The following is a 25729-nucleotide window of genomic DNA, read 5'->3' as shown; positions in this document are numbered from 1 at the left end:
TTATGAAGTTTATTCCTCAAGTAAAAATCCCCGCGACTTATATGCGCGGGGGAACCAGCAAGGGTGTTTTCTTCCGTTTACAGGATCTACCCGAAGTTGCGCAGGTTCCAGGAGAGGCCCGTGATAATTTACTGTTGCGGGTAATCGGCAGTCCGGACCCCTACGGTAAGCAAACCGATGGTATGGGTGGCGCCACTTCGAGCACCAGCAAAACGGTGATCCTGTCTGCCTGTGATAAGCCCAATCACGATGTGAACTACCTGTTTGGCCAGGTTTCCATCGATAAGCCCATGGTCGATTGGAGCGGCAACTGCGGTAATCTCACTGCGGCTGTTGGAGCCTTTGCGATTAATAGCGGCTTTGTGGATGCTGCGCGGATTCCAGAGAATGGTATTTGTACAGTGCGCATTTGGCAGGCCAATATTGGCCAAACCATTATCGCCCATGTGCCTATTACCAACGGTGAAGTCCAGGAAACCGGAGATTTCGAGCTGGATGGTGTAACTTTCCCGGCAGCCGAAGTGGAAATTGAGTTTATGGACCCCTCGGACGGCGAGGGTGCCATGCTTCCCACCGGTAACCCCGTCGATGATCTGGACGTGCCCGGGATCGGTGTGCTCAAGGCGACCATGATCAGTGCCGGTATCCCCACCATCTTCGTCAATGCGGAAGATATTGGCTATACCGGCACTGAGCTTCAGGGTGCCATTAATGGCGATAGCAAGGCACTCGCCATGTTCGAGACCATCCGTGCCTACGGTGCAGTGAAGATGGGCCTGATTTCCTCTGTGGAGGAGGCCGCGGCCCGGCAGCACACACCGAAGATTGCCTTTGTCGCCAAGCCACAGGGCTACATCGCCTCCAGTGGAAAAAAGGTAGCGGCGCAAGATATTGATTTGCTCGTGCGAGCCCTCTCCATGGGTAAGCTGCACCACGCCATGATGGGTACCGCTGCTGTAGCTATCGGTACTGCAGCTGCGATTCCCGGCACCCTGGTAAACCTCGCCGCCGGTGGGGGGGATCGTAATTCCATTTGCTTTGGCCATCCTTCAGGCACATTGCGGGTTGGAGCCCATGCGAAAGTTGTTGGTGGCCAGTGGGTGGCCACCAAAGCCATTATGAGTCGCAGTGCCCGGATCCTGATGGAGGGGTGGGTAAGGGTGCCTGGCGATAGTTTCTAGGGTTAATTGGCGTCACTTTGGCGGGGGCCCTGTAAGGTTCCCGCTATTTTTCACTTCTTATCTCCTTTACTTCTAGTTATTTAATAAGTGCTTTTCCAATTGAGTAAGCTTGATCTGAAGCCAAGACATTTTTCTCTCTGGCTGGTGTAAAAAATTTCACCGCTTTCTGTGGGAATTTGTCTCCTTAATTTATGTAAAATAAAAAAATATTTCTAGAGTCTGCTTCCATTCCTCCAAATATTTAAGTAGTTGGCTGATATCCTGGCTTAAAGCAGATTGGTCCGATTTGTCCTAATCGCGATCCCTCCCGTCGTATCTTGGTTTCACAGAGCTCTCCTTTCTGAGATTTTAATCTAGTCGCCGTATAGCCGACGGCCTTTAGGGTTAGCCACGTATAACAATCAAATTTGGCTTTCCTTTTACAGCAGATTGGAGAGACATCAATGAGAATTAAAAAACCACTTACCCTTGCGATTGCAATGGCAAATGTTGCGGTAGTGTCGGCTTGGGCTCAGGAAGAAAGCCAACAGGATGATGATTGGGTACTAGAAGAAGTAACGGTTACCGCAACCAAGCGCGAAACCAACCTGATGGAAACCCCGGTAGCGATCAGTGCATTTACTCAAGAAGAGCTGGATCGACAAGGGATAAAGAACGTAAAGGATTTGGGCAACACTATCCCCAATGTGGATATTGGCTATGATGCCTCCCAGTCCTCCCCTGTAATTTCTATGCGGGGCGTGCGCTCTACTAACACCACTGAGTTTGGTGACCCAGCTGTTGGTTTGCACTTCGATGGTATTTACTCATCACGCCCCCAGTCTGCTATGGCAATGATGTTTGACTCCGAAAGGGTTGAAGCCATGCGTGGGCCGCAGGGCACCCTTTATGGGCGTAACTCTACCGTTGGTGCCATTAATGTTATTTCAAAAAGACCGGTAATTAATGAGTTCGAAGGTTCAGTTGGAGTTGAGTTCGGTCGCTGGAATCAAGAGCTGGTAAAAGGTGTTATCAATATTCCAGTTTCAGACACCTTTGCTCTTCGTGCGTCCTTTATGGATGAGACACGGGATTCCTACCTTACCGGGTTTTATGACGTTAACCAGTGGGATAATCGCTATATTGATGCTGACTCTGTAGGTGCGGGTGTATTAGCTGATAACGCAATCACAACTTTTATTCAGGCGAATAACGCTGAAGGAGCCACAGACTATCAGCTGGTCAGGGCGGATGCTGAAGATTTTTATGGGAATGTTGATCAGCAAGCGGTGCGTATAGGTGCGTTATGGGAACCGACTGACGATATTTCTTGGTATGCCGTAGCGGAACACTATCAGGATAGTAGTGCAGGCGGCATCAACACTATCGACTGTGAAAAGGCTGAGCAGCGCGAAGATGGAACAACTTGTGAAACCTACTACGGCTCCGGTGCTGATGAGTACACCGTAGCGGTGAATGTACCAGGTGAACTTGATCTCACCATGACTTCATTCCGTTCTAACTTCCGCTGGGATTTCAGCGATACCATGGCGTTTGTGTATAACACCGGGTATGCAGTTCAGGAACGAAGCAACCTGATTGATATTGATGCTGGTCGCAATACCTGGGATATGAGTATGAGCATTACAGACTCAGAAAATGTCTCTTACTCCCATGAGTTACAGTTACAATCTACAGGTGATGGTCCCCTACAGTGGATTACAGGTTTGTTTTATTTCCACGAGACCACTGATCTGAATGGTTACTTCCTGGCCTCATTAGATAATGCCGTATTCTGGAGGCAGCCAGATAGAACTATAGAAGCCAGCGCAGTATTTGCTCAGGCTACCTATGACCTTACTGATACCCTCCACCTAACTGTTGGTGGTCGATATACGGAAGATAAGAAGAGTGATGTAGGTGGTAACAACCTGAGTTGCACTCGAGACTGGTCCACTGAATCAGATGAAGAGTATGGCTGCTTCCCTGCCTATTTACAGGGCACCTTTAATAGCTTCTCTACCAACCACTTTGCTGACAGCTCAATTTATACAATTGATACTTACAATGATGTCAGCAAGAGCTGGGATTCATCCGACTTTCGAATTGGTCTCGATTATGACCTGACAGATGAAGTCATGCTGTATGCATATGTTGCAAGTGGATTTAAGTCCGGTGGTTTGGGTGATGTTGTCATCCAATATGAGCAAGACCCGGACACGGCTGAGTACATCTACGATGATGAGGGAAATCGGGTTGTTCAACAGGTAATTGACACTAGCTATGATGAGGAGAAGGTCATTACTTGGGAGCTAGGAGCAAAAGGTACCTTCTTGGATGGTCGACTAAATCTGGCTAGTACCTTCTTTTTCTCCGACTATAAGGATATGCAGCTAGCTGCACCTGATACTGCATACTCGTACTGTGCGGTAGAGCGAGAAGGTGAGAACGCAGGTGAAATTACGACCGAGCCCGTCGTTATTTACCTTACTAAGAATGCTGCTAGCGCAGAGATTATGGGGTTAGAGTTAGAGTTTGACTGGGCCCCCTATCCGAATGGCCGAATCAGTGGTTTTGCTACCTGGATGCAAACAGAAATCACCTCTGATTTTCAGAACCGCTGGAATTTCAATAACCAAGCGTTATTCGAAATTTCGGATTACGGTTTAGCTCATGACAATACTAATGAAGAGCTCTTCCGAAATTTGAAGGGTAATGAGCTGCCTGTATCACCTGAATTCAGCTTCACAATCAATTATGATCACACCTTTGAGTTGGTCCACGGCGGTGCAATTATTCCGTTTATAGGCATCCACTGGGAAGATGAGTCTTATCTGACCTACTGGAATGTTGATAAGCATGATTTCCCGGCTGGTGATACTTCGGCTTATGATGATGGCCGAGATTCTTTCTGGATGATCAATGCGTCCATCAAGTATATAAGCCCAGATGATCAGTGGAATGTTGAAGCTTATGGTAACAATATTACCGATGAAATTGTTCCGTACTACGCAGATGGAAGTGATGGCCTGGTATCCGGTCCATTCTCCACACCTGTGAGCTACGGAGTACGTTTCAACTACAATTTTTAAGTAAAGTTCCCAATAAGAGCCCCTCAAATCCGAGAAGCCCTGGGCTGCTCGGATTTTTTTCATTCTGTCTTGTATACCTATGGAAGTCATCGTAGTCTTTGTTTACTAATATATCCCAGTATATGTTTAATAGCTTTTCCGGGTAAAAATGAAGTAATGACAGGGTTATTCTTATGCCAGAAATTGTACTTGAAAAAGAACGTAAATCTGTATTGGTGGAGAAGATAAGGAAATACCTTTCTGAGGAGTTTGATCTCGAAGCTGGTGGCTTTGAGGTGGAGTTCTTGATCGATTTTCTTGCAAGGGAGATGGGGGCTGGCTTCTACAATCAAGGGCTGCATGATGCACTGGCTATTGTATCTTCAAAACTGGAAGATATATCTGATGCAATTTATGAGATTGAGAAGCCTGTGAATTAGATCTATCACTCCTCCTGCAGTGTGGGTAAGGGGAGGGTTAAGAGGGTACAGCAGTGATCTGTAGTTCAATATTTGGGGTGCCTTTTATGCTGTCTTTTCTGCCTGAATAAATAACATAGTCAAGAAGACCAGAATAATACTTGGAAAAAGGAACTACTGAATTCTGACATTTCCAGAAGCAGGGTTAGTGCCAGTACAAAAATCGGGTTCAAGAATCCATAAGCGGCTACTTTGGTGGGACCAATTTTTACCGTGCCGAACTGCAGCAGAAAGAAACTCATTAGTGTGGTGAATAGCGCTAAATAAAGTAAGCTGCCATTGAGTTGAAAAGATGTATTTTGCCAGTTTATGGTGCCTAAGAGGGGGAGGGTAAAAAACAATAACCAGAGTGCACCGAATAAAATTACCCAATAGGCCATGACCCCTGTAGGTTCGTCAGAGTGAACCCGCTTAACCAGTGGGTTATACAGGCTAAGTGAAATTGCACCTGATAAGAAGATCCAGCTCGCCCCCGGTTTAGGTCCAGTGTTAATGTAGCCATATTTCTCTTGAAGCCTATCCAGGCTGCACCCAGGGTTCCCAGAAATAACCCAATAATTTTCTGGGTACTTATGGAAAGTTTTGCAAGTGATGCAGAAAATTTTTAAAGAAAAGCAGAATCAAACAATAATCTCTTGCTGTGTAGAACAGTGGACGCTGCCTCCACCTGAAGCAATTCCATCAATTGCTATTTGCTCAATTGTATGATTGGGGAAGGCGCTTTGCAAAACAGCTCTGGCTTTCTCATCTGCATTTCTATCGCCAAATTTTTGAGCAATTATTGCGCCGTTACAAACATAGTAACCAATATAGCCTGCGGCAAAGTCTTTAGTACCAAATCTCTCATTAATAATTTCTGGTGTATCCAGGACGTGTAGGTTTAGCGGATTTCCATTTGCGTCGACACTATTGCTTAATGTGTTGATATTTTCGCGAGTAACCTCATAGTCATAGTAGGATTGATAATTTTCCCTGCTGACTATAACTTCCCCTGGCTTGATAAAACGTGCGTAAAAATCGGTATGGCCGTCTGTGATATCCATTCCCTTAATGCCTTTGAGCCAAATAATTTTACGTAATCCGAGCAGTGTCTTGAGTTCCTTCTCAATATCTATTTTTGACCATCCTGGATTGCGGTTTTTATTGAGGATGCAGCTCTCAGTCATAATCGCTGTGCCATTTCCATCAACTTCAAAGCACCCACCCTCTAGTACAATGTTGGTTCTCTCATGGATTGCTCCAGATGTATTGGCAATATACCTGGCGACTTGTTTGTCTAACAAGTGTTCCTGTTTGTTGCCCCAACCATTGAAATTGAAATTCAGTGCAATTTTCTCCCCATAGGTGGATCTTACAAAGATAGGGGCAGTGTCACGAAGCCATAGATCATCGACTTCAAAAGTATGAAGCTCGATTTTAAAATTTGAATTATCTATATCCAGTAGCTCTTCTGCTTCATGTAAATTTTTTCTGCTCACAAGGAGAGATACGGGCTCATATTTGGCAATTGTATTTGCAATTAATGCCAGATTCCTTTTTACCTCAGGAATTTGCTTATGTGACCAAATATAATCATTGGCAACAAAAGCCATCCATGTTCTCTTGTGTTGATCGCTTTCATCTGGCATGTGCAGCGAGCTGAAGGTTAAGTCCTGCATGGCTAATGATTTTTTTGCGAATAGCGGGGCTGCAAGTAAAAGGCTGCTAATCTTAATAAATAGTCTTCGGTCAATCATGGTGGTTTTCTGTTATTTCAGATTGTTGCTTTTTTGCAGTTTCATGGAGTTGAGTTTAATATTCTTTTGCGTCTTAGGCTACATATTTATGTGATATTTCTGTGGAAAGTGATAGTTTAAGGGCCTTGCTGATTCTTTCTTTTTAGGTGGATTTGCTGCGTCTAAGGGGAGGGTTTATCCTGTGGGTTGGCGGTCTATATCTTTATAATTTTTTTATTAATTTAAGATATAATTAATCAAATATTAAAATGAATAAATAATTTATTTCTGCAGTGCTCGGTTCGTATTAGTCGCTATATATCACGGGGTGGTTGTGATAATGTCCAGGATTTAGTAGCTAAAGCTTCCTGATTTCAGCACTCTTTTTAGTTGTAAGGGAGCACAATTACTCCTTTCATTGGTGGAGTGTGCCCTTTGTATCGATAACCACCTGAGCTTTATGTATAGGGGTGAAACCGAGAGTTCATGTTTATACTTTATGCAGATAGCAGTGGCCTGATAGTGAAGTTATTCGAGGTGGCTTGTGAAAGTATTGGTTGTTGGGGCGGGACCTACTGGTCTTACCGCTGCCATTGAGCTTACCCGCCTTGGTTTGTCACCAAGGATTATTGACCGTCGGGACAGCGCATCCACTCTAAGTAGGGCTGTGGGTATTACTTCCCGCAGTCTTGAATTGCTTTCGAAGTCAGGCGTTTCAGAGAAATTGATAGCTGAAGGTATTGCTGTTCAAGCTGCCTGTATCTATCTGGATACGCGACTAGCGCTGGAATTCCCCCTTCACTCCGATCGCACCTATTTCCCCACTATTCTCGGATTGCCTCAAGACAGGACCGAATCCCTTATGGCCCAGGTACTATCAGGTATGGGTGTTGAGGTCGAATATCAGAAAGAGCTTACATTTCTTACTGAATCTGAAGGCGGAGTGGTAGCCCAGTTTAATGCGGGTGAGGAGGAGCGTTTCGATCTTGTGATTGGAGCGGATGGTATCCACAGCACTGTTCGTGAGGCTGCAGGTATTAATTATCCTGGGTTTGACCTGGAGGAAGAATGGTCGATTGCCGATGTCGATACCGATGGTTGGCCCCCAAAAAGAAAGTTCACATTGGTAAAAATGGAGTCCGGAGTGGTAGCTGTTGCAGTGCCTTTAGGGGAGGGGCGCCATCGTTTGGTGGCAAGCTGTGACGATGCCATAGGGGCTTTCCCAATGGCATTGGATATCAAGAGGGTTCGTCGTCAGGGAACCTTTAATATTTCTGTTCGCCAGGCTGAGACCTACTCGAAAGGCAGAATACATCTTGCTGGAGATGCAGCCCACTGTCATTCTCCTGTAGGCGGCCGCGGTATGAACTTGGGGATTGCCGATGCTGCTGAGCTAGCAGCGCGGGTTGTAGCAGGGCGGCTCACTGGGTACTCAGAATTGCGTCACAGGGAGGACAAGAAGGTTATTGACGTTACCGAGCATGGCCGCAAAATAGTCACTGGGCAATCCCTTAAGGCAAGATTTGAATTCAGGGCCCTTATAGCTGCCGCCAACTCTTTGCCGACGGTGCGGAGAAAGTTGGGGCAGTTTGCGGTAGAGCTTTAGTCGTGTAAATAAGTAGCAGCTTCTAGCTTGGGTTAAGTCTATACAGGGAAATTGTTCAAATTTTTTGATGCCAACAGCCTATCTTTTTAACTTAACTGCTGTACCAAAAACCAGGATCTCTGAGGAGCCGTCCATAATAGCACTTGTAGTAAAGCGAATACCCACTACGGCGTCAGCACCTTTCTGTGTTGCGCTATCGCTCAGTCTTTGAAAAGCTTTTTTTCTCGCTTCGGTCAGCATTTCGGTATAGCCGCGGATCTCTCCACCGACAATACTCTTGATCCCTGCCATTAAGTCACGACCGATATGTTTTGACTGAACAACATTGCCAGTGACGATATCCAGCACCTCTGAGATTTCCTTTCCTGGTACTGTTTCTGTAGTTGAAAAAATCATTTGACTTCCTTCTTATGGCGAAAGCTAGTGTAAAAGTATATATCTAATACGTGGTTATCGTAATCGAATGGTTATATATCTTAATTATTTTCCTGAGGAAAGTAAGCATTGCCAATAACCAACATCCACCCACTGCCCAAACTTGTATCCCACTTCCTTAAAATGAGCGACTTTCTTCATGCCAAATTTCTCATGAAGTGCGACGCTACTTGCATTGGGTAGTGCTATACCGCAGATAACTGCATGAACATCAAGCTGTATCAACTGCTTTAATAATTCTGCGTAAAGCTTCGAACCCCAGCCTTTGGATATTGAATTTGTATCTAAATATACGGTAGCTTCTACTGAGTGCTGATATGCACAGCGCCCCTTCCATTTACTGGCATAACAATAGCCAACTATGCGACCTTCATATTCTGCGACAAGCCAGGGGAGGTTGTTTCTGGAGCATTCTTCGATCCTGTTGGTGATAATTTCAGTTGAAACAGGCTCGGTCTCAAAAGTAATAAAAGTACTTTCTATATAGTAATTGTAGATTTCAGCAATCTCTGCGGAGTCTAAAGTAGTAACTGGTCTTATCATGCTTATTCTTAGTTCTTCCCTCGTGGTAATAAGAAAAATGGTCAGCTTAATTAATGCTTGCCTTCCTTGGTGTTGTTCAGTGATTTCTCTAAAGCCTTCGATTCTTCTATTACTCGAACTGACCAGTCTGTTCGTTGCTGATCAGAGATTATATCAGGATCTATATCATACAGGCTCCAGTTTCCCGATGGGTCTTTCACAAACTGGGTGCCATACCATTGTGGTTGGTTTAGGTTCATCATTAATCGATCCCATGTAGCTGCTTTTAACCAATTTGCCTTGCTTTTGTCCTCAGCAAGGCTGGCTGCTATGGTGGTAAGTGCGTGAGCGAGCCTAATATCTTCCGCATTATTGCCATGCTGGAAAATAAGTGCTGCATGGTAGAAGTCTTTTGAAGTCTTAATTCGGCCCTCTGCTAGCATCTTTAGTACTTTTTCACGTCGATTCTTGTCTTTATGATTAAGTACATTCCAGTCGATTTCGTCGTGTGATAGCTTGCGTGCAATCTGATCCTGGTTAAATAAACGGGTTAGCTGCTCATTTTCCTGTGGGTGTCGGCTCTCAGATGCCTTATCTACACCTGTTCCGTGATCTGCAAGCGAATCATGAATTGTAATACAGCAAGTATAAATTAGAATTTTAATCAGGGTCTTTTTCATGCAATTACTTTTGTGCTGTTAATGGTGAAGTATGGGGCTGATAGCCCCATACTACTTCTTTATATCGCTATCGTAGGATAATGTTAGGTATCCAGCTCTTATATGCCAGTTTATAGAGTCAGAAATAAGCTTTTGCTTGTTCTTATTTTCATTATATTCAGGTTGCGTGTATAGAGATTGGGTATTACCTGGCTGAGGCTCATTTGAGTAGCTAAGTTGATACATGTTTAGATCCCCTGGCCACACAATTCATTATTCAGGGTGTCTTCCTGGTGTGCGCACCCAACGAGAGCAATAAGCAGAAATGCTGATGATATGAATCTCTTTGTCATCTTGGTATTCTGCTTAAGCATTATGTGACCTCGGATATCTTAATTTACCAGCTGTAGTTAAAATGCTCCAGGGTCCAAACCAGCAAATAGTGATTTTAAACTGATAGTTTTCTGAGAGGCAGGAAGTTGTGATTTTCTGTCTTGGGTTTGACTGCATTTTGAAATCAAATGATATACAGAAGTGTCCATTTGCTTTAGGCCCGTATTGCCCCAGTTTATTTCTTGCTTACATGTCTATTGTTGTCATGGTATTGCCAGAGAACGTTGATTATCTTCCATTCGTCTCTATCATTTTTATATAAGTGCATGTAGTCAATCCACTCATCTACAGATAATTTTACCGATGCAGCTCGATTATCAATATCAAGGATATCTATATCAATTCTAGGGGAAGGTGGAAACTTATCTCCATCCTTATTGTAGTTTTCGGCTATCCAAAGCATGGTTTCATAATCTGTCTCCATTATGAACTCTGAGCCATCCTTAGTTTTCCAATAGGTTCTTTTGGCTAATTTTTTATCTAAACCCCTACCCATTAATTTGGGCTTAACCTGGTGTTGTGATTCAATATAGTCGAGTACAGCCCTCTCTATGCTTTTTTTATCATCGGGTGAATTTGCAGTTACAGCATTGGCGATCAGGAAAGATAAAGTGAGCAATGCAATCCGATACATAAATACTTCCTTGGATTTTTTGAGGTTTATTTTATATTCTGGTTGAGAATATCTGTCTAACTATCCACGTTACTTATCATTGAAGTTGATCTTGTCCTTTTATATAGGTGGCTGAAATGTATCCTGTGTCTATCTGTCTTCTTTGACTTGAGGAAGCAGGGCTGTACCAGATCTATCTATCAAGATGGCTGGATTGGATGATTTTTATCGATAGAACTCAACATAAAATTTTACGTCCCCTAGCGGTTTTATGTGGTGCCTTATAGTTGGTTCTACAACGCCAAATTTTTTAGGACTCAACTCAACAATCTCCACTTCAGGCTCTTGAATCGTATATTCCAGTGATCCGGAGAGGATTACAATTTTCCCCCATACTCCCTCCCTGGTATTGTGATCTTTCAGTAGTCCTGGAGGGATGTCTTGTTCAGTGAATTCAGGGGTTTTCTTATAGGGGGTTATACCTGGGGGCAACTCTTTCATTGACGGCAACCTTTTATTGTTTGGATAGAATTTTGGCAACCTAGCCTTTGGTTATAGGCTGATTGGAGCCACTTTTTTTGAATGGTTCTCAATAAACCCTAGGTAGGTTGATGCGAGAAGATCTGGTGCTTCCCACTGCGGATAGTGTCCCACTTTTGCCAGTTCTACGATGCCAGCTGGCCGCTCTATCAGTTCGCGGAACCGGGCTACCATATGTGCGCCTGAAACCGGGTCATATGAGCCATTTATGAGCTGTAGTGGGCCAGGGTACTGGTTTAGGGCATCCAGCCATCGCTGGCGGTATTTGAGTCGTTCTTGCATGTAATTTATCAGTTTGTGGAAACGGTATTTGCCGCCGTTGTACTGGATAATTTGCCAGAGTTCACGCAATTCGGTCTCTATGGGCTTGGTGGCAGGTCCAAACAGCACCTTGAAGCTGCGGCAGAATTGACGATAGTTCACTAGCAAGTTGATCAGGGGGCCGATGGGGGAAATCAGTAACTTCTGGATGGGTCGTGCTTTGTGCGTTTCAGGAAAGAGACCACCATTCAGTAAGCACGTAGAACGGATAAGCTTCTTTTCCCGGCTATTGTCTCTAGCGAGCAGTTCCTGGGCAACGGTATCGCCGTAGTCGTGTGCCAATAGATGTAATGAAGTGATTTCTAGGCGATGTAGAAGCTCTTCTTGTAAGTCGGCTTGCTCATGGATGCTATACCGGTGTTGTTTTGGTTTGTCAGAATACCCAAAGCCCAGCATATCCATGGCAATACACCGGAAATTTTCCGTAAGTTGTGGCCAAACTTTATGCCAGTCATAGCTACTTGTTGGGAAGCCGTGAACCATCAATAGTATTGGCTTCTGAAGGTTATTTGGATCGCTGTCGATATAGAATAACCGGTGATTTTGGTAGCTGAAGTATTGGCCACTTGATAACCACTGTTGAGGCTGCATTGGTTCTTCCATTTCTTATCGTTGTATTCGCAGCAAAGATTGCATGAAGCGAGTACAATCTCAAGCGGTGTCGGATATTGGCGTAAAGAGTAACTACCCTGTGCCACGCAGGGCGTAAATCGCGGGCTTGTTGATTACCTTCCATACAGAAAGCAGGGTAACCGAGGCGGTTAGGCCGATAATAAGTAGTGGTGGCAGCAGCCAGCCCCAGAGGCTGGTTTCAATGCTGAACTCGCTTTGCTCAAGCCAAAGTGCCAGTGGGACCACTACCAAAGTCGCTACAGCGATACCGATAATTACGGGAATCAAGCTATCGATCAGGGTGTGATAGAAAATCGTCGCTGGGCGGGCGCCGATTGCCATGCGCACGCCAAGCTCGGTACGCCGCAGTTGTACACTGTAACTGAGCACTCCAAAGATACCGATGGCAGCAAGGCTGAGTGCCAGTAATGTGAGGGCGGTGGTTACCCAAACTGAGACCCGGTCATTGCTTAGGAGTAGGTCTCGCGCCTGCTCCAGGGAGAATAGCTCGGAAACTTTGTACTGCCTGTTTACTCCGGCAAATTCCCGATTGATTTCTGTGGTGCTGAGTGGTTGGTGAGGCTTATGTCTGAGTACGAGTAGGGGATAGCTCACATTGATACCGCGCACAAATAAGCGGGCGGGTTCCTTTTTGCCGGGCAGGCTTGCGTTGCGCACTATGCCGACCACTTGGTAGGGCAAATCACCTCGCCAGTAGTAGCGCTTGCCTAATACTTCTCCATCCGGTTCCAGCTGCTGGGCCAGGGTTTCGTTAACGAGCATCATGCGATTGTTATCGGAAAACTCAGCCGCACTGATATGGCGGCCAGCTACCAGTGGCATACGCAAAATGGAAAGGTAGTTTTCGTCGACTACTGTGGTCTTGGCCATCACCGGGTTTTGTCGGCTGGCATCCTGACTCAGGGATGTGGTCCAGAGTGGCCGGCTGATAGAGATAGGAGTGTTTAAGCTCAGGCTGGCATTTTGTACTTTAGGGTGCTCCAGCAATCTTTGCCTGATGGCCTTCAGATAACTCTCTCGCTCGGTAGTGGGGGCGCTCCTAAGATTGCCGATATTCAGAGTCATTACCTGAACGTTGTCCAAAGGGAAACCAAATGGTTGGTTAATCAGGCGATTGGCTTGCAGGAATATCTGTAAACTGGCGACTATGAGTAAGCTGGTCATTGCCACTTGGCTACTGATGAGTACCTTGCGGATTAGAGGCGAGATCTGTACGCCGGAACCTTTGCCGCTGCTCTGCAGCATTTGATTCAGTGCGCGGTAATTAACCTGGCGACTGACTATGGCTGAGAAGAACAGGGCGAGAAGTAAGGCACACAACAGTGCAAAAACCAGTGTCTGCCAGTTTAAGGTGAGCTCTTGAATGCGAGGAATTTGTTCCGTAGCCATCACCTTTAATACTTCCGTCGACCCCAGGGCTAAAAGTAGAGAAAGTAATGCAGCCCCTAACATAAGTAGGCCGATTTCACACAGCAGGGCCAAAAAGATATGTTTTTTGTGTGCGCCCAACGCGACCTGTATCGCCATATTGCGTTGTTGTTTGGCTGCGCGAGAAAGAATCAGGTTGGTAACATTGGCGCAGGCAATTAACAGAAGCACCAGTGTACCGCCCATTACCATTAGAGTTCGCGTGGCACTGTCGCCAAGTATTTTATTTGCGAAGGGGGTGAGTCGGTATTCAACGGACCTTTCTACCGAAGAGGATCTTCCCGCTAGGGCCGCTTGATACTGGGCGTCCATTAATGTGCTCAGTTCATGGCCCGCGTTGGTGGGGTCAATGCCCGGCTTCAGCTTTCCTGTGAGCATGCGAAAAGGCAGGAAGCCTCTCCAATTATTTCTGCGCTCTACTTGTGTATCGTTAAAGTCCCAGGGCAGCCAGACTGCTGTTTGTCGGCCCTGTTTATAGATCTGGGGTTCAATGAAGTCTTTGGCAGTGACGCCGACAATGCGAAAGTCCACCTCCCCAAATTGCAGGCTTTGCTCCAAGACATTTGGGTTGCGCCGGAACATCTGCTCCCAGGTTTGATAGCTGATAACCGCCACGGGAACCCGGCTGTCGAGCCCTTCATCGGTATTGAATTGTCTGCCCAAGGCCAGGGGCGCTCCAACCAGCTGGAGATATTCTGGAGAGACATAGGAAACATTAACCCGTGGTGATCCGGATAAATTGCGGACCACATCTTCCCAGAAGTACACCAGGGCGCTGGATTCGAAGAAACTGTCGTTCTTATAGATTTCAACCAGGGCGGGGTATTGGCTGTTGTTTTCCAGCCGCAGCTGCTTGTTCTGGTAGAGATTACCATTCACGACATACAGCCGATCTTCGTCCGGGTAGGGTAGGGGTGCGGCTAACAGTTGGTAGTTGAGATTAAATAGTGTTACCAGGGCGCCGAGGGTGATACCCAGGGTCAGAATAATAGTGGTGGCGTAGCTCCGCGCCCGATTGAGGGACTGGAGGGCAATGGACAGGTCCTTTGTGGTGATCATAGGGCCATCTCGTGTGGCTCTTTTATGGGCTGCGGCGTTGAGATTTTTCCATCCAGCAGATGCAATTGGCGGCTGGCCATGTCTGCATAACGAGGGTCATGGGTCACCATGCACAGGGTGGTCCCTTCATTGTTGAGCTGCCGCAGCATTTCCATTACTGCATCGCCATTGTGGGAATCCAAATTGCCGGTGGGCTCGTCTACCAGCAGCAGGGACGGATTGCCAACTAGCGCCCGGGCTATGGCGATTCGCTGTTGTTGGCCACCGGACAACTGGTTAGGTTTGTGAGAGGCCCTGTGACCCATCCCTACCTTCTCCAGGCAATGTTTCACTTTTTTGTCGGCTTCAGACTTGGCAATTGGATTGCGTCGGTATCGCAGGGGCAGGGCGATATTGTCGTAGACTGAGAGTTCGTCAATCAGGTTAAAGGACTGGAAGATAAAGCCTACTTTCTCGTTGCGAATAGTCGCCGCCTCACGCAGCGACAATTGAGCGACTTCAGTGCCTTCAATCTGATAGCTGCCGCTGGTGGGGAGGTCCAGCAGGCCGAGGATCGAGAGAAGTGTGGATTTACCGCAACCCGAGGGGCCGCAGATAGAAACAAATTCCCCCGAGTAAATACTCAGGTCAACGCCCCGCAGGGCGTGAGTTTCCATTTCTTCGGTGCTGAACACCTTAGTGATCCCGGCCATATGGAGGATTGGCTTGGACATAGCGAACTCCCTGTTCTCGCTTTGGGTTTCAGGCTTTAGTCAACAATCTGGATATGCTCAGCTTCATTAAAATTGGCCATATCCGAGAGGATGATACGGTCCGCTTCATTGGCGCCTTGGGTGATCTGGATATATCGGCCCGACTCCTCACCGAAGCTGATGGGCTGAAGTGCCGCTTCCTCCCCGTTTTCGTTAATCAGGAAGAGGTTGGTCTCACTGTGCCTCTGCACATTGATAGGTCTCTCGACGAACAGCGTATCTTCCATCGTGGCGGTGAAGATCCGGGCATCGACGTTGAGTTGTGGCCTGGCAGACTCCGGGGCGCCCGCGCTAAAAGCAATTTCCACTTCAATATTGCCGTCCCGAACCTCAGGAGTAATACGGGTTACCACACCCTCGACTTTTTCCCTGCGGGTATCAATTTCAGCGGGCTGGCCAACCTCCAGTTGCTCTGCTTTGGATTGCGGTACTTGAACCAGGGCGAGTAGATCTGTCTCGCTGCCGATCAACGCCAGCTCCTGGCCGGGATCGACACCTTGCCCCAGCTCTACTGGTAGTCTTTGTAGTATGCCGTCCAGGCCGGCGCGTACCGTCAGTCGCTCTGTTCGTTGCTGGATACTTTGCAGTTGGGTCTGGGCTTGGTTGATTTGCTCGCGCTGGATTAACTCTGATTCGACGGCGACTTTGCGCAGGTGATTGATACGCTGTTTTTGCAGGTCCACACGTTTTTTCATCTGCTCTTGGCGTAAGACGGTGGTTTGGTAGGTGAGCTGGGAAACCACTCCACTTTTTACCAGCTCGTCCTCAGCTTCGCGACGCAACTTGATCACTTGGTAATTGGAGTTCAGCTCCGCGAGTATGGCTTCCTCCGCGAGCACATCGCGCTGGTTGTTCAGAACAAGCCGGCGCAGATTAGCTTCCTCCTGTTCCAGGGAGGTTTCGGCTCCATCCAGATCGCGCATTAACTCGGGATTACTCAGCTGCATAATGATGCTATCACTTTGTACTTCTGCACCGGGACGCAACATAATCTTTTCAACGTTCGCTGCGGTTAGAGCGGTAATTAACGTCTGCTTGTCTGAACGCAGCCTACCATAGCCATCTACCACAACTTGCAGGTCTCCCCGTTGGACGGTACCCAGCATCAGCTGTTCCCGCTCAACTTTGTAGGCGCTGTCAGGAAGTAAGAGGAGAGTGCTGGTGAATGCCACAAAAGCTAGAGCAGCACCACCCAACATTAAAGGGTGCTTAATCAGGGGGCGTTTCTTAGGTTTAATAATATCCATATTGTGGCATTTCCTTGGTTAAGCAATCGTTGCACGCTTTTCTGCTGTGAAACCTTGATGTGGAGGCGAGTTAGAGGTGGAAAACCATAGCGATTAAAAAGGGTGGTATTCCTGTTGGAACTCCGAGGGAGGGCGGGTTTTTATCTTGTAATTAGTACTGTCGAGCATATTTTTATGATCAAAACTTAGGCTGTATAAGGGTTTTAGGTGAGGCTGAAAATGCAGGAAAATTGGTGCAAGAACCAGTTGCTTGCGGTGAATGGTAGGGAAATACAGGACGGTTTGAATATTGTGAGGTGGGCAGTCACTTGAGAAATTTAACGATTACCCAATGAATTTTGAGGATCAACTCACAAGTTAAAAGGAAGAGATATGATGGAAATAAGGTGTCGTGGCTTAGTGAATCCGGTGGTTTGTCTAAACCACTACACCGTTAACAAAATAGGTTTGTAAAAAGAAGGGCTTGATAAGCCTTAGTGCAAATTACAGGCCGGGGGTTATCCCAGAGCTTTGACCAATAGCGCCTGTTGAAGTTGATCGTCATCAACCCCCTCTGGTCGGGGTATCTGCACGATATGCCCGGATCCCGGAGCTACATCGATCGCTTTGCCTTCCGTATTCTCAATTTGCTTCAAGGGGAAGAACAAGCTACCGCTGGGAGTCATTAACTCCAATTGATCACCGCGTTCAAAGCGATTTTTAACATCAATCGTCAAATACTCAGGACTTCCGTCAATAAGCTCGCCTACGAACTGTTGGCCCGGAGTTGATATCAATCCCTTTTCATATTGCTGGTATTCTGCTGGTGGATGGCGACGGTAGAAACCTTCCGTGTAGCCCCTATTTGAGAGGGTTTCCAATTCGTCCATCATCTTCATGTCAAAGTCTTTTCCTGCTGCAGCATCGTCTATCGCGCGACGATAGATCTGGGCAGTACGAGCCACATAGTAGTGGGATTTGGTGCGACCTTCGATTTTTAAAGAGTGAACCCCCATTTCCGTGAGGCGCTTGACATGCTGTACGGCCCGTAGATCTTTGGAGTTCATGATGTAGGTACCGTGCTCATCTTCGTAGGCCGGCATATATTCTCCAGGACGACCTTCTTCCTGCAGTAAAAAGGCCTGGGAAGTACTGTCACTGGCGGAGGTGGGTTGCTGGGTTTGCACATGAATCAATTCGCCAACTTCATTCTCTTTGGCTTCATGAGCTTGGTATTGCCAGCGGCAGGAGTTGGTGCAGGCGCCCTGGTTGGCATCTCTATGGGTCATATAACCGGACAGCAAGCAGCGCCCGGAATAGGCGATACAGAGTGCACCGTGGACAAAGACTTCCAGCTCCATCTCAGGCACTCTCTGGCGAATTTCTTCAATCTCATCCAGGGACAGTTCCCGGGAAAGTATCACCCGAGATAACCCCTGGCGATGCCAGAACTTTACGGTTGCGTAGTTTACCGCATTGGCCTGTACGGATAGGTGGACTGGCAGATCAGGCCAACGCTCCCTTACCATCATGATCAGGCCCGGGTCGGACATAATCAGGGCGTCAGGTCCCATTTCGACAATTTCTTCCAGGTCCCGCAGGTAACTGCGAACTTTGTCGTTGTGAGCGGCGATGTTAGAGGCGATATAGAACTGTTTTCCCTGCTGGTGTGCTTCTTCTATGCCTAGGCGCAGGGTTTCAATATTTTTGAATTCATTATTGCGCACACGCAAGCTGTAGCGGGGCTGGCCGGCATAAACGGCATCGGCACCATAGGCAAACGCATATCGCATATTTTTTAAAGTCCCTGCGGGGGACAGTAACTCAGGTTTAAACACGGAAAAACTCATAGTGGAATAGTTGGACGCGGCCGCATGTTAACGGTAATCAAGGTTGCACTAATTGATATAAATCAATTAGTGCCGGGGTGGAAGTGATAAGCTGATTTGGACGGGGCTATGCTTGTTTTTCTAGCCGAATAATTGACCTCTGACCTCTGACCTCTGACCTCTGACCTCTGACCTCTGACCTCTGACCTCTGACCTCTGATTTATGTTGCTTACTTGTTAATTCTGTAGGACCTGTTGATAACCTTGCGTATATACCCAGTCATTATTCTTGGCTGGCAAGTGGCATCCAAAACAGTTGTTAAGCCCGCTGCCCTTCCAGGTTTTGGTTTCACTTTCTGTTATTCCTGGCTTAAATAAAGCCCATCCCCAACCTTCGGCCCAGGCCTCGTTTTTGGGAAATCGCCCTTCAGTGTCCTTTACCATCATAAATGTGAACTGGAGATCAGAGGAGTAGTATGCCAAACCAGTAGTAAGTGGTTCTGATTTGGTGCTGTTGACGTCTTTTACCAGTACTGCGCCATCCGGGAATTTTCCGGTGTTACGAAAGGCTTTAACTGCCGCAGGTTGGGTGTAAACATTGTGGGTATCCCATCCCTCGCCATTCGAGGACTTTACCTGATAAGAGCCGAGAAAGGTCCAGTTTTGGCGGTAATCCTTAGGCAAGGTGATATTTCCCCGTGGATCGACGAAATCACTGAATGTGGACTTTAGGTTTTCCTTGGCTATGGCCTGCAAGCTAAAGAGAATTCCCAGTGTCGCTAAACAGATGGTCCGCATGACGTCTCTTCCTATGTTGATTCAATAGAGATGAGGATTAACTCTGGCCCTCAATATTTTGAAAGTATAGGGAGGCGAGGGGTGATGAACTGTCAGCTAGCTGACAAAAAAATTGGATTTAGCCTTGCGCTAAGTCTTTGAGGGCGTTTTTGTTAAGTAAACATATATGTTGGCGTGTGTAATCGATTACGCCTTCCTGTTTCCAACGGTTAAGTAGCTGGCTGACAGTTTGTCTACTGCCGCCGGCCATAGCCGCTAACTCAGACTGGGAAAGCCTAACGTCCAGTTCATGCCCGTGGGCGCAGGGTTGCCCCCGAAAATAAAAGAGTTGAGATAACAAGCTTGCTAATCTTACAGGCAGTGGTGCGGTGATATGCTGAAATATACGCTGCTGCAACAGGGATTCCCTGTTGGCTAAATGCTCTATAAGGTCTTCTGGGGTTTGTGACAGAGAAAGCATCAGTGTATTGAGATTTTCTGGAAAGGTTACCTCTAGCTCACAGCCTATTTTGGCAATTGCTTCGATATCTTGTGAATTCCCGCCTAGGCCGGGGCCAAACCAGGAGCCTGGTCCATATAAGTCTACAAGCCCAGAATTGCCTTGAAAATCCACTTTATGGATAAGAACATAGCCTGTATGAATAAAATAGATTTTTCTGGATTCTTGTCCCTGGCGGAATAATACTGTTTCTTTAGCGCAGTATATTCTTTTTGTTTTAGCGGCTATTTCTTGCAATTTAACATAATCCTGCTGGGGGCTCTTAAAGTTAGGTCTCTTTGTTTCGAGCGAGTTAGTTTTTTTGGGGGGGGAATTGAACCCTTAGCCTAATGTCTAATTTCAAACAATATCGCGTCGGGTGCACCCTAAATCCCTCACAAGCTGGTGTCTTAAATAGTAATGGTCTGGCAGGCCGACTTAATGTGGCGGTCGTAAATTCCAGGAGCCAGTATCATCAAGATATTTTTCTCGATTATCAAGCTTCGGGTCGAGAATCTCACTTCAAACTGATTAGTGGCGTTGTCGAAAACAGCTAAACTTGTGTAATTTCCTTTTGTTTTTTGCATCAGGCTCTTAGCTATGTGTTCTGATTCAAGCCGGGCTGACCGCCCAGATTATGATCAGGTGATACAGGATATTGCTGATTATGTTCTCAAATTCCAGGTTGATTCTAATGAGGCTTGGCGAACATCCCGCTATTGCTTGATGGATTCTCTGGGTTGTGCGTGTCTGGCATTAGGTTTTCCTGAATGCACTAAATTATTGGGTCCTCTGGCAGAGGGCACTGTGGTGCCTAATGGGGCCCGTGTGCCGGGTACCCAATTCCGTATGGACCCGGTAAAGAGCGCCTGGGATATAGGCGCTACCATTCGCTGGCTGGATTACAATGATACATGGCTTGCGGCAGAGTGGGGGCATCCATCTGATAACCTGGGGGCCATATTGGCGGTCAGTGATTATCTTTCCCGGAAGAAGATATCCGTTGGGGAGCCCCCGCTAAAGATGCGAACAGTCCTGGAGGCAATGGTTAAAGCCTATGAGATCCAGGGTGTATTGGCACTGGCTAACAGCTTTAATCGTGTGGGACTCGATCATGTTTTACTTGTGCGGGTAGCTTCGGCGGCAGTGACGGCCTGGTTAAAAGCGGGGAGCCGGGAAGAGGTGATGGCTGCAGTCTCTCTGGCATGGGTGGATGGCAGTGCTTTACGTACCTATCGACATGCGCCTAATACTGGTTCCCGTAAGTCCTGGGCTGCAGGAGATGCCACATCCCGGGGAGTGCGTCTGGCTGAAATGGCTTTGGGTGGGGAAATGGGGGTGCCTAGCGCGCTGACAGCAAAGCAGTGGGGGTTCTATGATGTTTCTTTCAGTAAAACCAATGCCGATCAGAAAATAAAGGCGCCGGTAAATCGCCAATTTCACTTTTCCCGGGAGTACGGCTCCTATGTTATTGAAAATATTTTGTTCAAAATTTCTTACCCAGCCGAGTTCCACAGTCAAACAGCTTGTGAGGCGGCGATTATTCTGCATTCAAAGATTGAAGGACGTTTTGCAGATATTGATAAGGTTGTAGTCACTACCCATGAGTCGGCAATTCGGATTATTTCCAAAACAGGTCACTTGGCTAATGCCGCGGATAGAGATCATTGTCTTCAATATATTGTTGCAGTCGGCCTGCTGTTTGGAGATTTGTCCGCCGGGTGTTATGAGAATGATTTTCACCAGGATCATCCGGAAATAGATGAGTTACGTAAAAAAATTGAAGTTGTTGAGGATAAGCGTTATAGCGATGAGTATCTCGACCCGAACAAGCGATCTATTGCCAGCGCGGTCCAGGTATTTTTCAGGAATGGCAGCGAGACAGAAAAGATTGAAGTGGAATATCCATTGGGGCACAGACGCCGACGTCAGGAGGGTATGCCGTTGCTAGAGGAAAAGTTCAGGTCAAACCTGCTCTCGCGTTTTCCTCCTCATCGGGCGGAAAAAATCATTGGTCTCTTCAAAGAACAAAAGAAATTTGAGGAGACGCCAGTAAATAGATTTATGGATTTATTGGTAATTTGACCAATTCAATTTCCGCTTAAAGTGGATGCAGAAAAGGCGGCCAGAGGCCGCCTTTTCTTAAGTTCTTAAAGATATATGACAGCCAAACTGCTCAACCCAAACCCAATTTGGATGGCTGCCCTATAAAGCAATAATTAGAACTTGTACTCAGCACCGATACCGGCATAGCTGCGGTCGTAGTCGCCATCAGCAGTTTCGTCGGTGTAGAAACCGAATACTTTGGCAGAGCTGTTGAACTTGTAGTCAAGGCCCAGGCTGTAGGTCTCACCACCTTCCTTTTTAATATCAGACTGGCCGTACTGAGCCTTCATAGTCCACTGTTCGATTTTGTAGGCTACAGAGCCCATCCAGCCGTCGGTGCTGTTGCCAGCTGCGTCTTCCTGGTCTTCGAACAACGCACCTACCTGTACAGGGCCGATGTTGTACTGGGCTACAAAGCGTTGAACGTCGATGTCCTGGCCTTCAACATCCTGGTCGAATGCATAGGCCATGAAAACGCCATTATTATCGTAGGCAACAGAAGCTGAGATACCGTTGTTGCGCTCTTCACCAGTTTCTTCGTTAATGACTTCGCCTTTATTGCTGATATAAGCAGTAGAAGCTTTGAAGCCAGCGAAAGAAGGAGTAGTGTACTGCAGGGCATCTTCTTCGCGGTTGTCGCTGCTGGTAATCAGGCTTTTGATATCGCCTTCCAGGTCGTTGAACAGGTCAACTTTCTTCTGCGCAACTTTCAGCGGGGTGTCAAATTTACCCGCGATAACCTGACCAAAGCCGCCTTCCAGGCCAGCGTAGATGTTGCGTTGGGAGAAGGTGTCATCGGCGTCTCCGTCCATATCTACTTCGTATTCCATACGGTAGATACCCTTGATGCCGTCGGTCAGGGCGATTTCACCCTTAACGCCCAGGCGGGAGGCGTTGCTCTGAACGTCAGTTTCAGAGCCATCACCCTCATCAGCAGCCTGGAAGGTGACATTGGCTTTGCCGTAAAAGTCGAGTACATCGCCTTCATCTTGGGCGTTGGCCATTGTAGGAATCATGGCAACGATGGCCAGAGAGAGAGCGGTCTTATTCATAGTCGTCTCGCACAGTTTATGGTTTTGGGTTGAGGGGTGGCCTTCCGTTCTGTTTGTTGGCTGTCCCTCTATTTGGTGCGGATTTTGCGACTTGAATATTACAAACATGTTAAAGATGGCACTTTTCTTAAAAAAATATGACCAGGCGGTGCCATTAATAACAGTTAAGGCAGCCTGAAAATTGTAAATCACGTCGTTTTAAGCCTTGAGTGGTGCAGCTGTATATCTTTTGTAGATGAAGCCTTTGTGTGGATTCCTTACAGGGAGTATTTCTTATTGATAGCAATGGGCCGCAGGCTGACAGGCTCCCCTGTCGCCAAAGGAGAAAGAAGAGCTGGTGGATCTAGGGTACCGATACTTGGCGGGCCGATTGTGTGGCTATGGGTGTTTTCCCTGTCAATTGTATTGGTTGGGCTACTTCCCGTATTGCCCCGGCCCACAGAGCTATTGGGTGGCTACCTGGTAGTAAGCCTTGTTGTGGCACCGTCTTCGCAGCGTATCAGTCTATGGGGCATTCTTTTAGTGTCCTTTGCTGGGTCGTCCTGGGCACTATTTTCCAACCAGGCAGTCCTGGATCAACGATTGCCTCTTTGGGCTCATGGGTCAGATCATTTCTTGGATATAGAAGTCACTTCTTTGCCAGAAATCCGCTCAGTAGACGGAGGGAGCTGGCAGCGAGATCCGGGTGTCAATATACGCTTTCAGGCTAAAGTGGTCTCTACGAATGAAGATATTGTCTCTGGGAGTCTTCTCTATCTCACCTGGTACCGAGTAACTCCGAGCGCTCTTGTTCAATTGCGAGGTAACAGTCATTGGAGGTTGCCCGTCCGTCTAAAGCGACCGCGGGGTAGTGTAAACCCCTATGGGTTTGACTACGAGGGCTGGTTATTGCGTCGTGGTGTGTATGCAACTGGCTATGTTCGCCCGAAAGATCTAAATCCAGAATGGTTGGGGCAGGGCTGGGGACTGGCGAAAATACGCGATGTGTTTCGTGAAGCTCTTCGAGAACTGCCGATTGAAAGGCCTGCACTGGCGGCCGCGCTGCTACTAGGGGATCGCAGTGGGCTCAGTGGGGAGGAACGTGAAATATTGCAGCGGACGGGGACAGCGCACTTGTTGGCCATTTCTGGACTTCACGTTGGGATGGTTGCGGGCTTTCTACTGCTGATCGGCAATATGATTAGTCGAAGTGCTGGTGTGTTTATTGGCGCTAGCCTGCGGTTACTTCCGGTCATCTTGGCGTCTTCCGGGGTCTTGGTTTACACCCTGCTGGCTGGCGCACCGCTATCAGCCCAGAGGGCGATGGTAATGACATGGGTGTTGCTACTCGCCTGGCAGTGGCGCCGTAGGATAGGTGCGGGATTTGCTTTCGCTCTGGCTTTGACGCTTGTACTGGTGATTCAGCCTCTTGCCTTTTACGAAGCTGGATTCTGGCTGTCATTCGCTGCAGTAGCGGCGTTGCTCCTCGGCTTCGGTGGGCGACAGGTGATTGGGAAGGGACACCAGGACCAAGGTAGGGAAGGGGGTTGGCGGTCGTTACCCAGGGTTGCAGATACTCTCAATGCTTTTCTTCAGCTGCTACGTAGCCAATGGCTGGTCGCGCTGGGCTTGATACTACCTTCAGTTGTCTACTTTTCCGGTTACAGCAGCGGCGGATTACTGCTTAACTTACTCGCTATTCCGTGGTTGGGCTTGCTAATCCTGCCAGCTTTGATGTTGGGGGCTTTGTTAATAAACACGGCGTTGGGGCATTTGTTTCTCAGTTTTGCCGGATGGCAGCTGGACCTTCTCTTGCAGCTATTGGAGAGAGCTGACAGATACTTGCCCACCTGGCAGGCTCTGAGCCCTCCCCAGGGTGTGTTGATGTTATCAGTTGTCGCGGGGTGCCTGCTGATGTTACTGATGCCGAGGGGAATGCCGGGAAGAAACCTGGGGTGGCTATTCCTGTTACCTCTGATTCAACCGGTATTGCCTCTACCTGCAACTGAGCGTGAGGGGCTCACATTTGCTGTGTTGGATGTAGGGCAGGGCCTGGCTTTAGTTCTTTATTCTTCACGGGGTAAGCTGGTAGTTGATGCCGGGCCGGTTTCGAATTCCGGATGGAGTGCGGGAAATACAATTGTTGCACCGTTTCTCAGTGGTAGAGGAATTGATCAACTGGATGCGCTGATTGTCAGCCATGGTGATCAGGATCACGCCGGGGGCGTTGAGGGGGTGTTGTCTGGTAAATCTGTTAGCAACCTGTACGCACCAGGAAAGTTAGGGCAAAAATTAGCGGCTGGCTTGGATGTATTCTCCAAAACTTGCGTTGCGGGCAAAGAAGAAAAATTTGGTGATATTAATATCCGCTGGCTTTGGCCCGAGCAAGTAACAGTTACTGGTGAGGAGAATGACCACAGCTGTGTTGCCCTGGTTGAATGGGGTGAGGTACGGATATTGCTAACCGGTGATATCAGTGCTGCAGTAGAACGCCGCCTGCTAATGACTTATCCGCAGTTTGTTCCAGTGGATGTACTGGTGGCACCTCACCATGGTTCAAAGACTTCATCATCCATGGCTTTGTTGAACTGGGCAAAGCCCAGACATGTTGTTTTCAGTGCGGGATTTCGTCATCACTTTGGTCATCCACACTCCGAAGTGGTTGCGCGGTATCACGAAGTTGGTGCGCGAATTTTCAATACTGCCGACAGTGGCGCGGTTGAATTTTTCTGGGGGGAAAACGCTCTAGAACCTGAAATTTTTATCGCGCGGTCGGCTCCGCGATTTTGGTATGCGAGTCACACTGATAGCGAAGGATTACCTGGAAGACTTAGCCGCCGGGAGTAGCTGTGATAAAGTGCCCTTCCTGCATCTC

21 protein-coding genes are annotated in these 25729 nt (G+C 47.5%); 6 read left to right on the top strand and 15 right to left on the bottom strand.

Annotation, left to right across the window (positions count from 1 at the left end; translation table 11 throughout):
- The first annotated feature begins 2 nt into the window (after positions 1-2).
- The 3 genes from prpF to G367_RS0109890 all read left to right on the top strand — a co-directional run bounded on the left by prpF (position 3) and on the right by G367_RS0109890 (position 4671).
- Positions 3-1181, top strand: coding sequence for a 2-methylaconitate cis-trans isomerase PrpF (prpF, locus tag G367_RS0109900; protein ID WP_020412971.1), 1179 nt, complete (start codon positions 3-5; stop codon positions 1179-1181).
- Between the two features lie 443 nt (positions 1182-1624).
- Positions 1625-4252 carry a TonB-dependent receptor gene (locus G367_RS0109895; protein ID WP_020412970.1) on the top strand — a complete coding sequence of 876 codons (2628 nt, stop codon included), beginning with the start codon at positions 1625-1627 and terminating at the stop codon, positions 4250-4252.
- Positions 4253-4425: 173 nt separating this feature from the next.
- Entirely contained in the window at positions 4426-4671 is a 246-nt protein-coding gene (locus tag G367_RS0109890; protein WP_020412969.1) for a DUF2164 domain-containing protein, read from the top strand.
- Between the two features lie 119 nt (positions 4672-4790).
- On the opposite strand, the gene G367_RS27100 is transcribed toward G367_RS0109890, so the two are convergent.
- On the bottom strand, positions 4791-5171 hold the full coding sequence (locus tag G367_RS27100) for an EamA family transporter (RefSeq protein WP_425411206.1): 381 nt from the start codon (positions 5169-5171) through the stop codon (positions 4791-4793).
- Positions 5172-5330: 159 nt separating this feature from the next.
- Entirely contained in the window at positions 5331-6446 is a 1116-nt protein-coding gene (locus G367_RS0109880) for an agmatine deiminase family protein (protein WP_020412967.1), read from the bottom strand.
- Positions 6447-6969: 523 nt separating this feature from the next.
- On the opposite strand from G367_RS0109880, the gene G367_RS23525 reads away from it, so the two are divergent.
- Positions 6970-8031, top strand: a complete 1062-nt coding sequence (locus tag G367_RS23525) for an FAD-dependent oxidoreductase (RefSeq protein WP_020412966.1) — start codon at positions 6970-6972, stop codon at positions 8029-8031.
- Between the two features lie 78 nt (positions 8032-8109).
- On the opposite strand, the gene G367_RS0109870 is transcribed toward G367_RS23525, so the two are convergent.
- From G367_RS0109870 to G367_RS0109810, 12 genes are all read right to left on the bottom strand, one after another.
- Entirely contained in the window at positions 8110-8427 is a 318-nt protein-coding gene (locus tag G367_RS0109870) for a heavy metal-binding domain-containing protein (protein ID WP_020412965.1), read from the bottom strand.
- 84 nt (positions 8428-8511) lie between these two features.
- Positions 8512-9009 carry an arsinothricin resistance N-acetyltransferase ArsN1 family B gene (locus G367_RS0109865; RefSeq protein WP_020412964.1) on the bottom strand — a complete coding sequence of 166 codons (498 nt, stop codon included), beginning with the start codon at positions 9007-9009 and terminating at the stop codon, positions 8512-8514.
- Positions 9010-9059: 50 nt separating this feature from the next.
- Positions 9060-9668, bottom strand: coding sequence for a hypothetical protein (locus G367_RS25055; RefSeq protein ID WP_020412963.1), 609 nt, complete (start codon positions 9666-9668; stop codon positions 9060-9062).
- 547 nt (positions 9669-10215) lie between these two features.
- A complete protein-coding gene (locus tag G367_RS0109850) occupies positions 10216-10674 on the bottom strand; it encodes a nuclear transport factor 2 family protein (protein ID WP_020412961.1) in 459 nt (152 codons plus the stop codon).
- Positions 10675-10878: 204 nt separating this feature from the next.
- The gene (locus G367_RS0109845; RefSeq protein WP_020412960.1) at positions 10879-11154 is read right to left on the bottom strand and encodes a TehB family protein; all 276 of its coding nucleotides are present in this window, start codon (positions 11152-11154) and stop codon (positions 10879-10881) included.
- Positions 11155-11205: 51 nt separating this feature from the next.
- Positions 11206-12105 (bottom strand): alpha/beta fold hydrolase, encoded by a 900-nt coding sequence (locus tag G367_RS0109840; RefSeq protein WP_020412959.1) that lies wholly within the window; start codon positions 12103-12105, stop codon positions 11206-11208.
- 93 nt (positions 12106-12198) lie between these two features.
- Positions 12199-14634 (bottom strand): ABC transporter permease, encoded by a 2436-nt coding sequence (locus G367_RS25050; protein WP_020412958.1) that lies wholly within the window; start codon positions 14632-14634, stop codon positions 12199-12201.
- Positions 14631-15347, bottom strand: coding sequence for an ABC transporter ATP-binding protein (locus G367_RS0109830; RefSeq protein WP_020412957.1), 717 nt, complete (start codon positions 15345-15347; stop codon positions 14631-14633). Before G367_RS0109830 ends, G367_RS25050 begins: the two co-directional genes overlap by 4 nt.
- 35 nt (positions 15348-15382) lie before the next feature.
- Positions 15383-16633, bottom strand: a complete 1251-nt coding sequence (locus G367_RS0109825; protein WP_020412956.1) for an efflux RND transporter periplasmic adaptor subunit — start codon at positions 16631-16633, stop codon at positions 15383-15385.
- Between the two features lie 497 nt (positions 16634-17130).
- Positions 17131-18462, bottom strand: coding sequence for a prephenate-dependent tRNA uridine(34) hydroxylase TrhP (gene trhP / locus G367_RS0109820; protein ID WP_157533446.1), 1332 nt, complete (start codon positions 18460-18462; stop codon positions 17131-17133).
- A gap of 216 nt (positions 18463-18678) precedes the next feature.
- The gene (locus tag G367_RS0109815) at positions 18679-19239 is read right to left on the bottom strand and encodes a cytochrome P460 family protein (protein ID WP_020412954.1); all 561 of its coding nucleotides are present in this window, start codon (positions 19237-19239) and stop codon (positions 18679-18681) included.
- 118 nt (positions 19240-19357) lie between these two features.
- Positions 19358-19975, bottom strand: a complete 618-nt coding sequence (locus tag G367_RS0109810) for a Crp/Fnr family transcriptional regulator (protein WP_020412953.1) — start codon at positions 19973-19975, stop codon at positions 19358-19360.
- A 342-nt stretch (positions 19976-20317) separates the two neighbouring features.
- Here G367_RS0109810 and G367_RS0109800 point away from each other — a divergent pair, with 342 nt between their 5' ends.
- Positions 20318-21802, top strand: coding sequence for a bifunctional 2-methylcitrate dehydratase/aconitate hydratase (locus G367_RS0109800; RefSeq protein WP_020412951.1), 1485 nt, complete (start codon positions 20318-20320; stop codon positions 21800-21802).
- 134 nt (positions 21803-21936) lie between these two features.
- Here G367_RS0109800 and G367_RS0109795 read toward each other — a convergent pair whose 3' ends face one another.
- On the bottom strand, positions 21937-22875 hold the full coding sequence (locus G367_RS0109795; RefSeq protein ID WP_020412950.1) for a porin: 939 nt from the start codon (positions 22873-22875) through the stop codon (positions 21937-21939).
- Between the two features lie 285 nt (positions 22876-23160).
- Here G367_RS0109795 and G367_RS23510 point away from each other — a divergent pair, with 285 nt between their 5' ends.
- Positions 23161-25701, top strand: coding sequence for a DNA internalization-related competence protein ComEC/Rec2 (locus G367_RS23510; RefSeq protein WP_020412949.1), 2541 nt, complete (start codon positions 23161-23163; stop codon positions 25699-25701).
- The last annotated feature ends 28 nt before the right edge of the window (positions 25702-25729 follow it).

Source organism: Microbulbifer variabilis ATCC 700307, from assembly GCF_000380565.1.
In the GTDB taxonomy this organism is placed as follows: domain Bacteria; phylum Pseudomonadota; class Gammaproteobacteria; order Pseudomonadales; family Cellvibrionaceae; genus Microbulbifer; species Microbulbifer variabilis.
Note: the sequence above shows the minus strand (reverse complement) of the source record. Positions and strands in the feature narration are given on the sequence as shown.

Bases quoted from the DNA above. Each gene is read 5' to 3' on its own strand.
- G367_RS0109800 (WP_020412951.1), top strand. From the start codon at position 20,318: ATGTGTTCTGATTCAAGCCGGGCTGACCGCCCAGATTATGATCAGGTG.
- G367_RS23510 (WP_020412949.1), top strand. From the start codon at position 23,161: ATGGGCCGCAGGCTGACAGGCTCCCCTGTCGCCAAAGGAGAAAGAAGA.
- G367_RS25050 (WP_020412958.1), bottom strand. From the start codon at position 14,634: ATGATCACCACAAAGGACCTGTCCATTGCCCTCCAGTCCCTCAATCGG.
- trhP (WP_157533446.1), bottom strand. From the start codon at position 18,462: ATGAGTTTTTCCGTGTTTAAACCTGAGTTACTGTCCCCCGCAGGGACT.
- G367_RS0109890 (WP_020412969.1), top strand. From the start codon at position 4,426: ATGCCAGAAATTGTACTTGAAAAAGAACGTAAATCTGTATTGGTGGAG.
- G367_RS0109840 (WP_020412959.1), bottom strand. From the start codon at position 12,105: ATGCAGCCTCAACAGTGGTTATCAAGTGGCCAATACTTCAGCTACCAA.
- G367_RS0109880 (WP_020412967.1), bottom strand. From the start codon at position 6,446: ATGATTGACCGAAGACTATTTATTAAGATTAGCAGCCTTTTACTTGCA.
- G367_RS0109795 (WP_020412950.1), bottom strand. From the start codon at position 22,875: ATGAATAAGACCGCTCTCTCTCTGGCCATCGTTGCCATGATTCCTACA.
- G367_RS0109845 (WP_020412960.1), bottom strand. From the start codon at position 11,154: ATGAAAGAGTTGCCCCCAGGTATAACCCCCTATAAGAAAACCCCTGAA.
- G367_RS0109825 (WP_020412956.1), bottom strand. From the start codon at position 16,633: ATGGATATTATTAAACCTAAGAAACGCCCCCTGATTAAGCACCCTTTA.
- G367_RS0109870 (WP_020412965.1), bottom strand. From the start codon at position 8,427: ATGATTTTTTCAACTACAGAAACAGTACCAGGAAAGGAAATCTCAGAG.
- G367_RS0109815 (WP_020412954.1), bottom strand. From the start codon at position 19,239: ATGCGGACCATCTGTTTAGCGACACTGGGAATTCTCTTTAGCTTGCAG.
- G367_RS25055 (WP_020412963.1), bottom strand. From the start codon at position 9,668: ATGAAAAAGACCCTGATTAAAATTCTAATTTATACTTGCTGTATTACA.
- prpF (WP_020412971.1), top strand. From the start codon at position 3: ATGAAGTTTATTCCTCAAGTAAAAATCCCCGCGACTTATATGCGCGGG.
- G367_RS0109830 (WP_020412957.1), bottom strand. From the start codon at position 15,347: ATGTCCAAGCCAATCCTCCATATGGCCGGGATCACTAAGGTGTTCAGC.
- G367_RS0109850 (WP_020412961.1), bottom strand. From the start codon at position 10,674: ATGTATCGGATTGCATTGCTCACTTTATCTTTCCTGATCGCCAATGCT.
- G367_RS0109865 (WP_020412964.1), bottom strand. From the start codon at position 9,009: ATGATAAGACCAGTTACTACTTTAGACTCCGCAGAGATTGCTGAAATC.
- G367_RS0109895 (WP_020412970.1), top strand. From the start codon at position 1,625: ATGAGAATTAAAAAACCACTTACCCTTGCGATTGCAATGGCAAATGTT.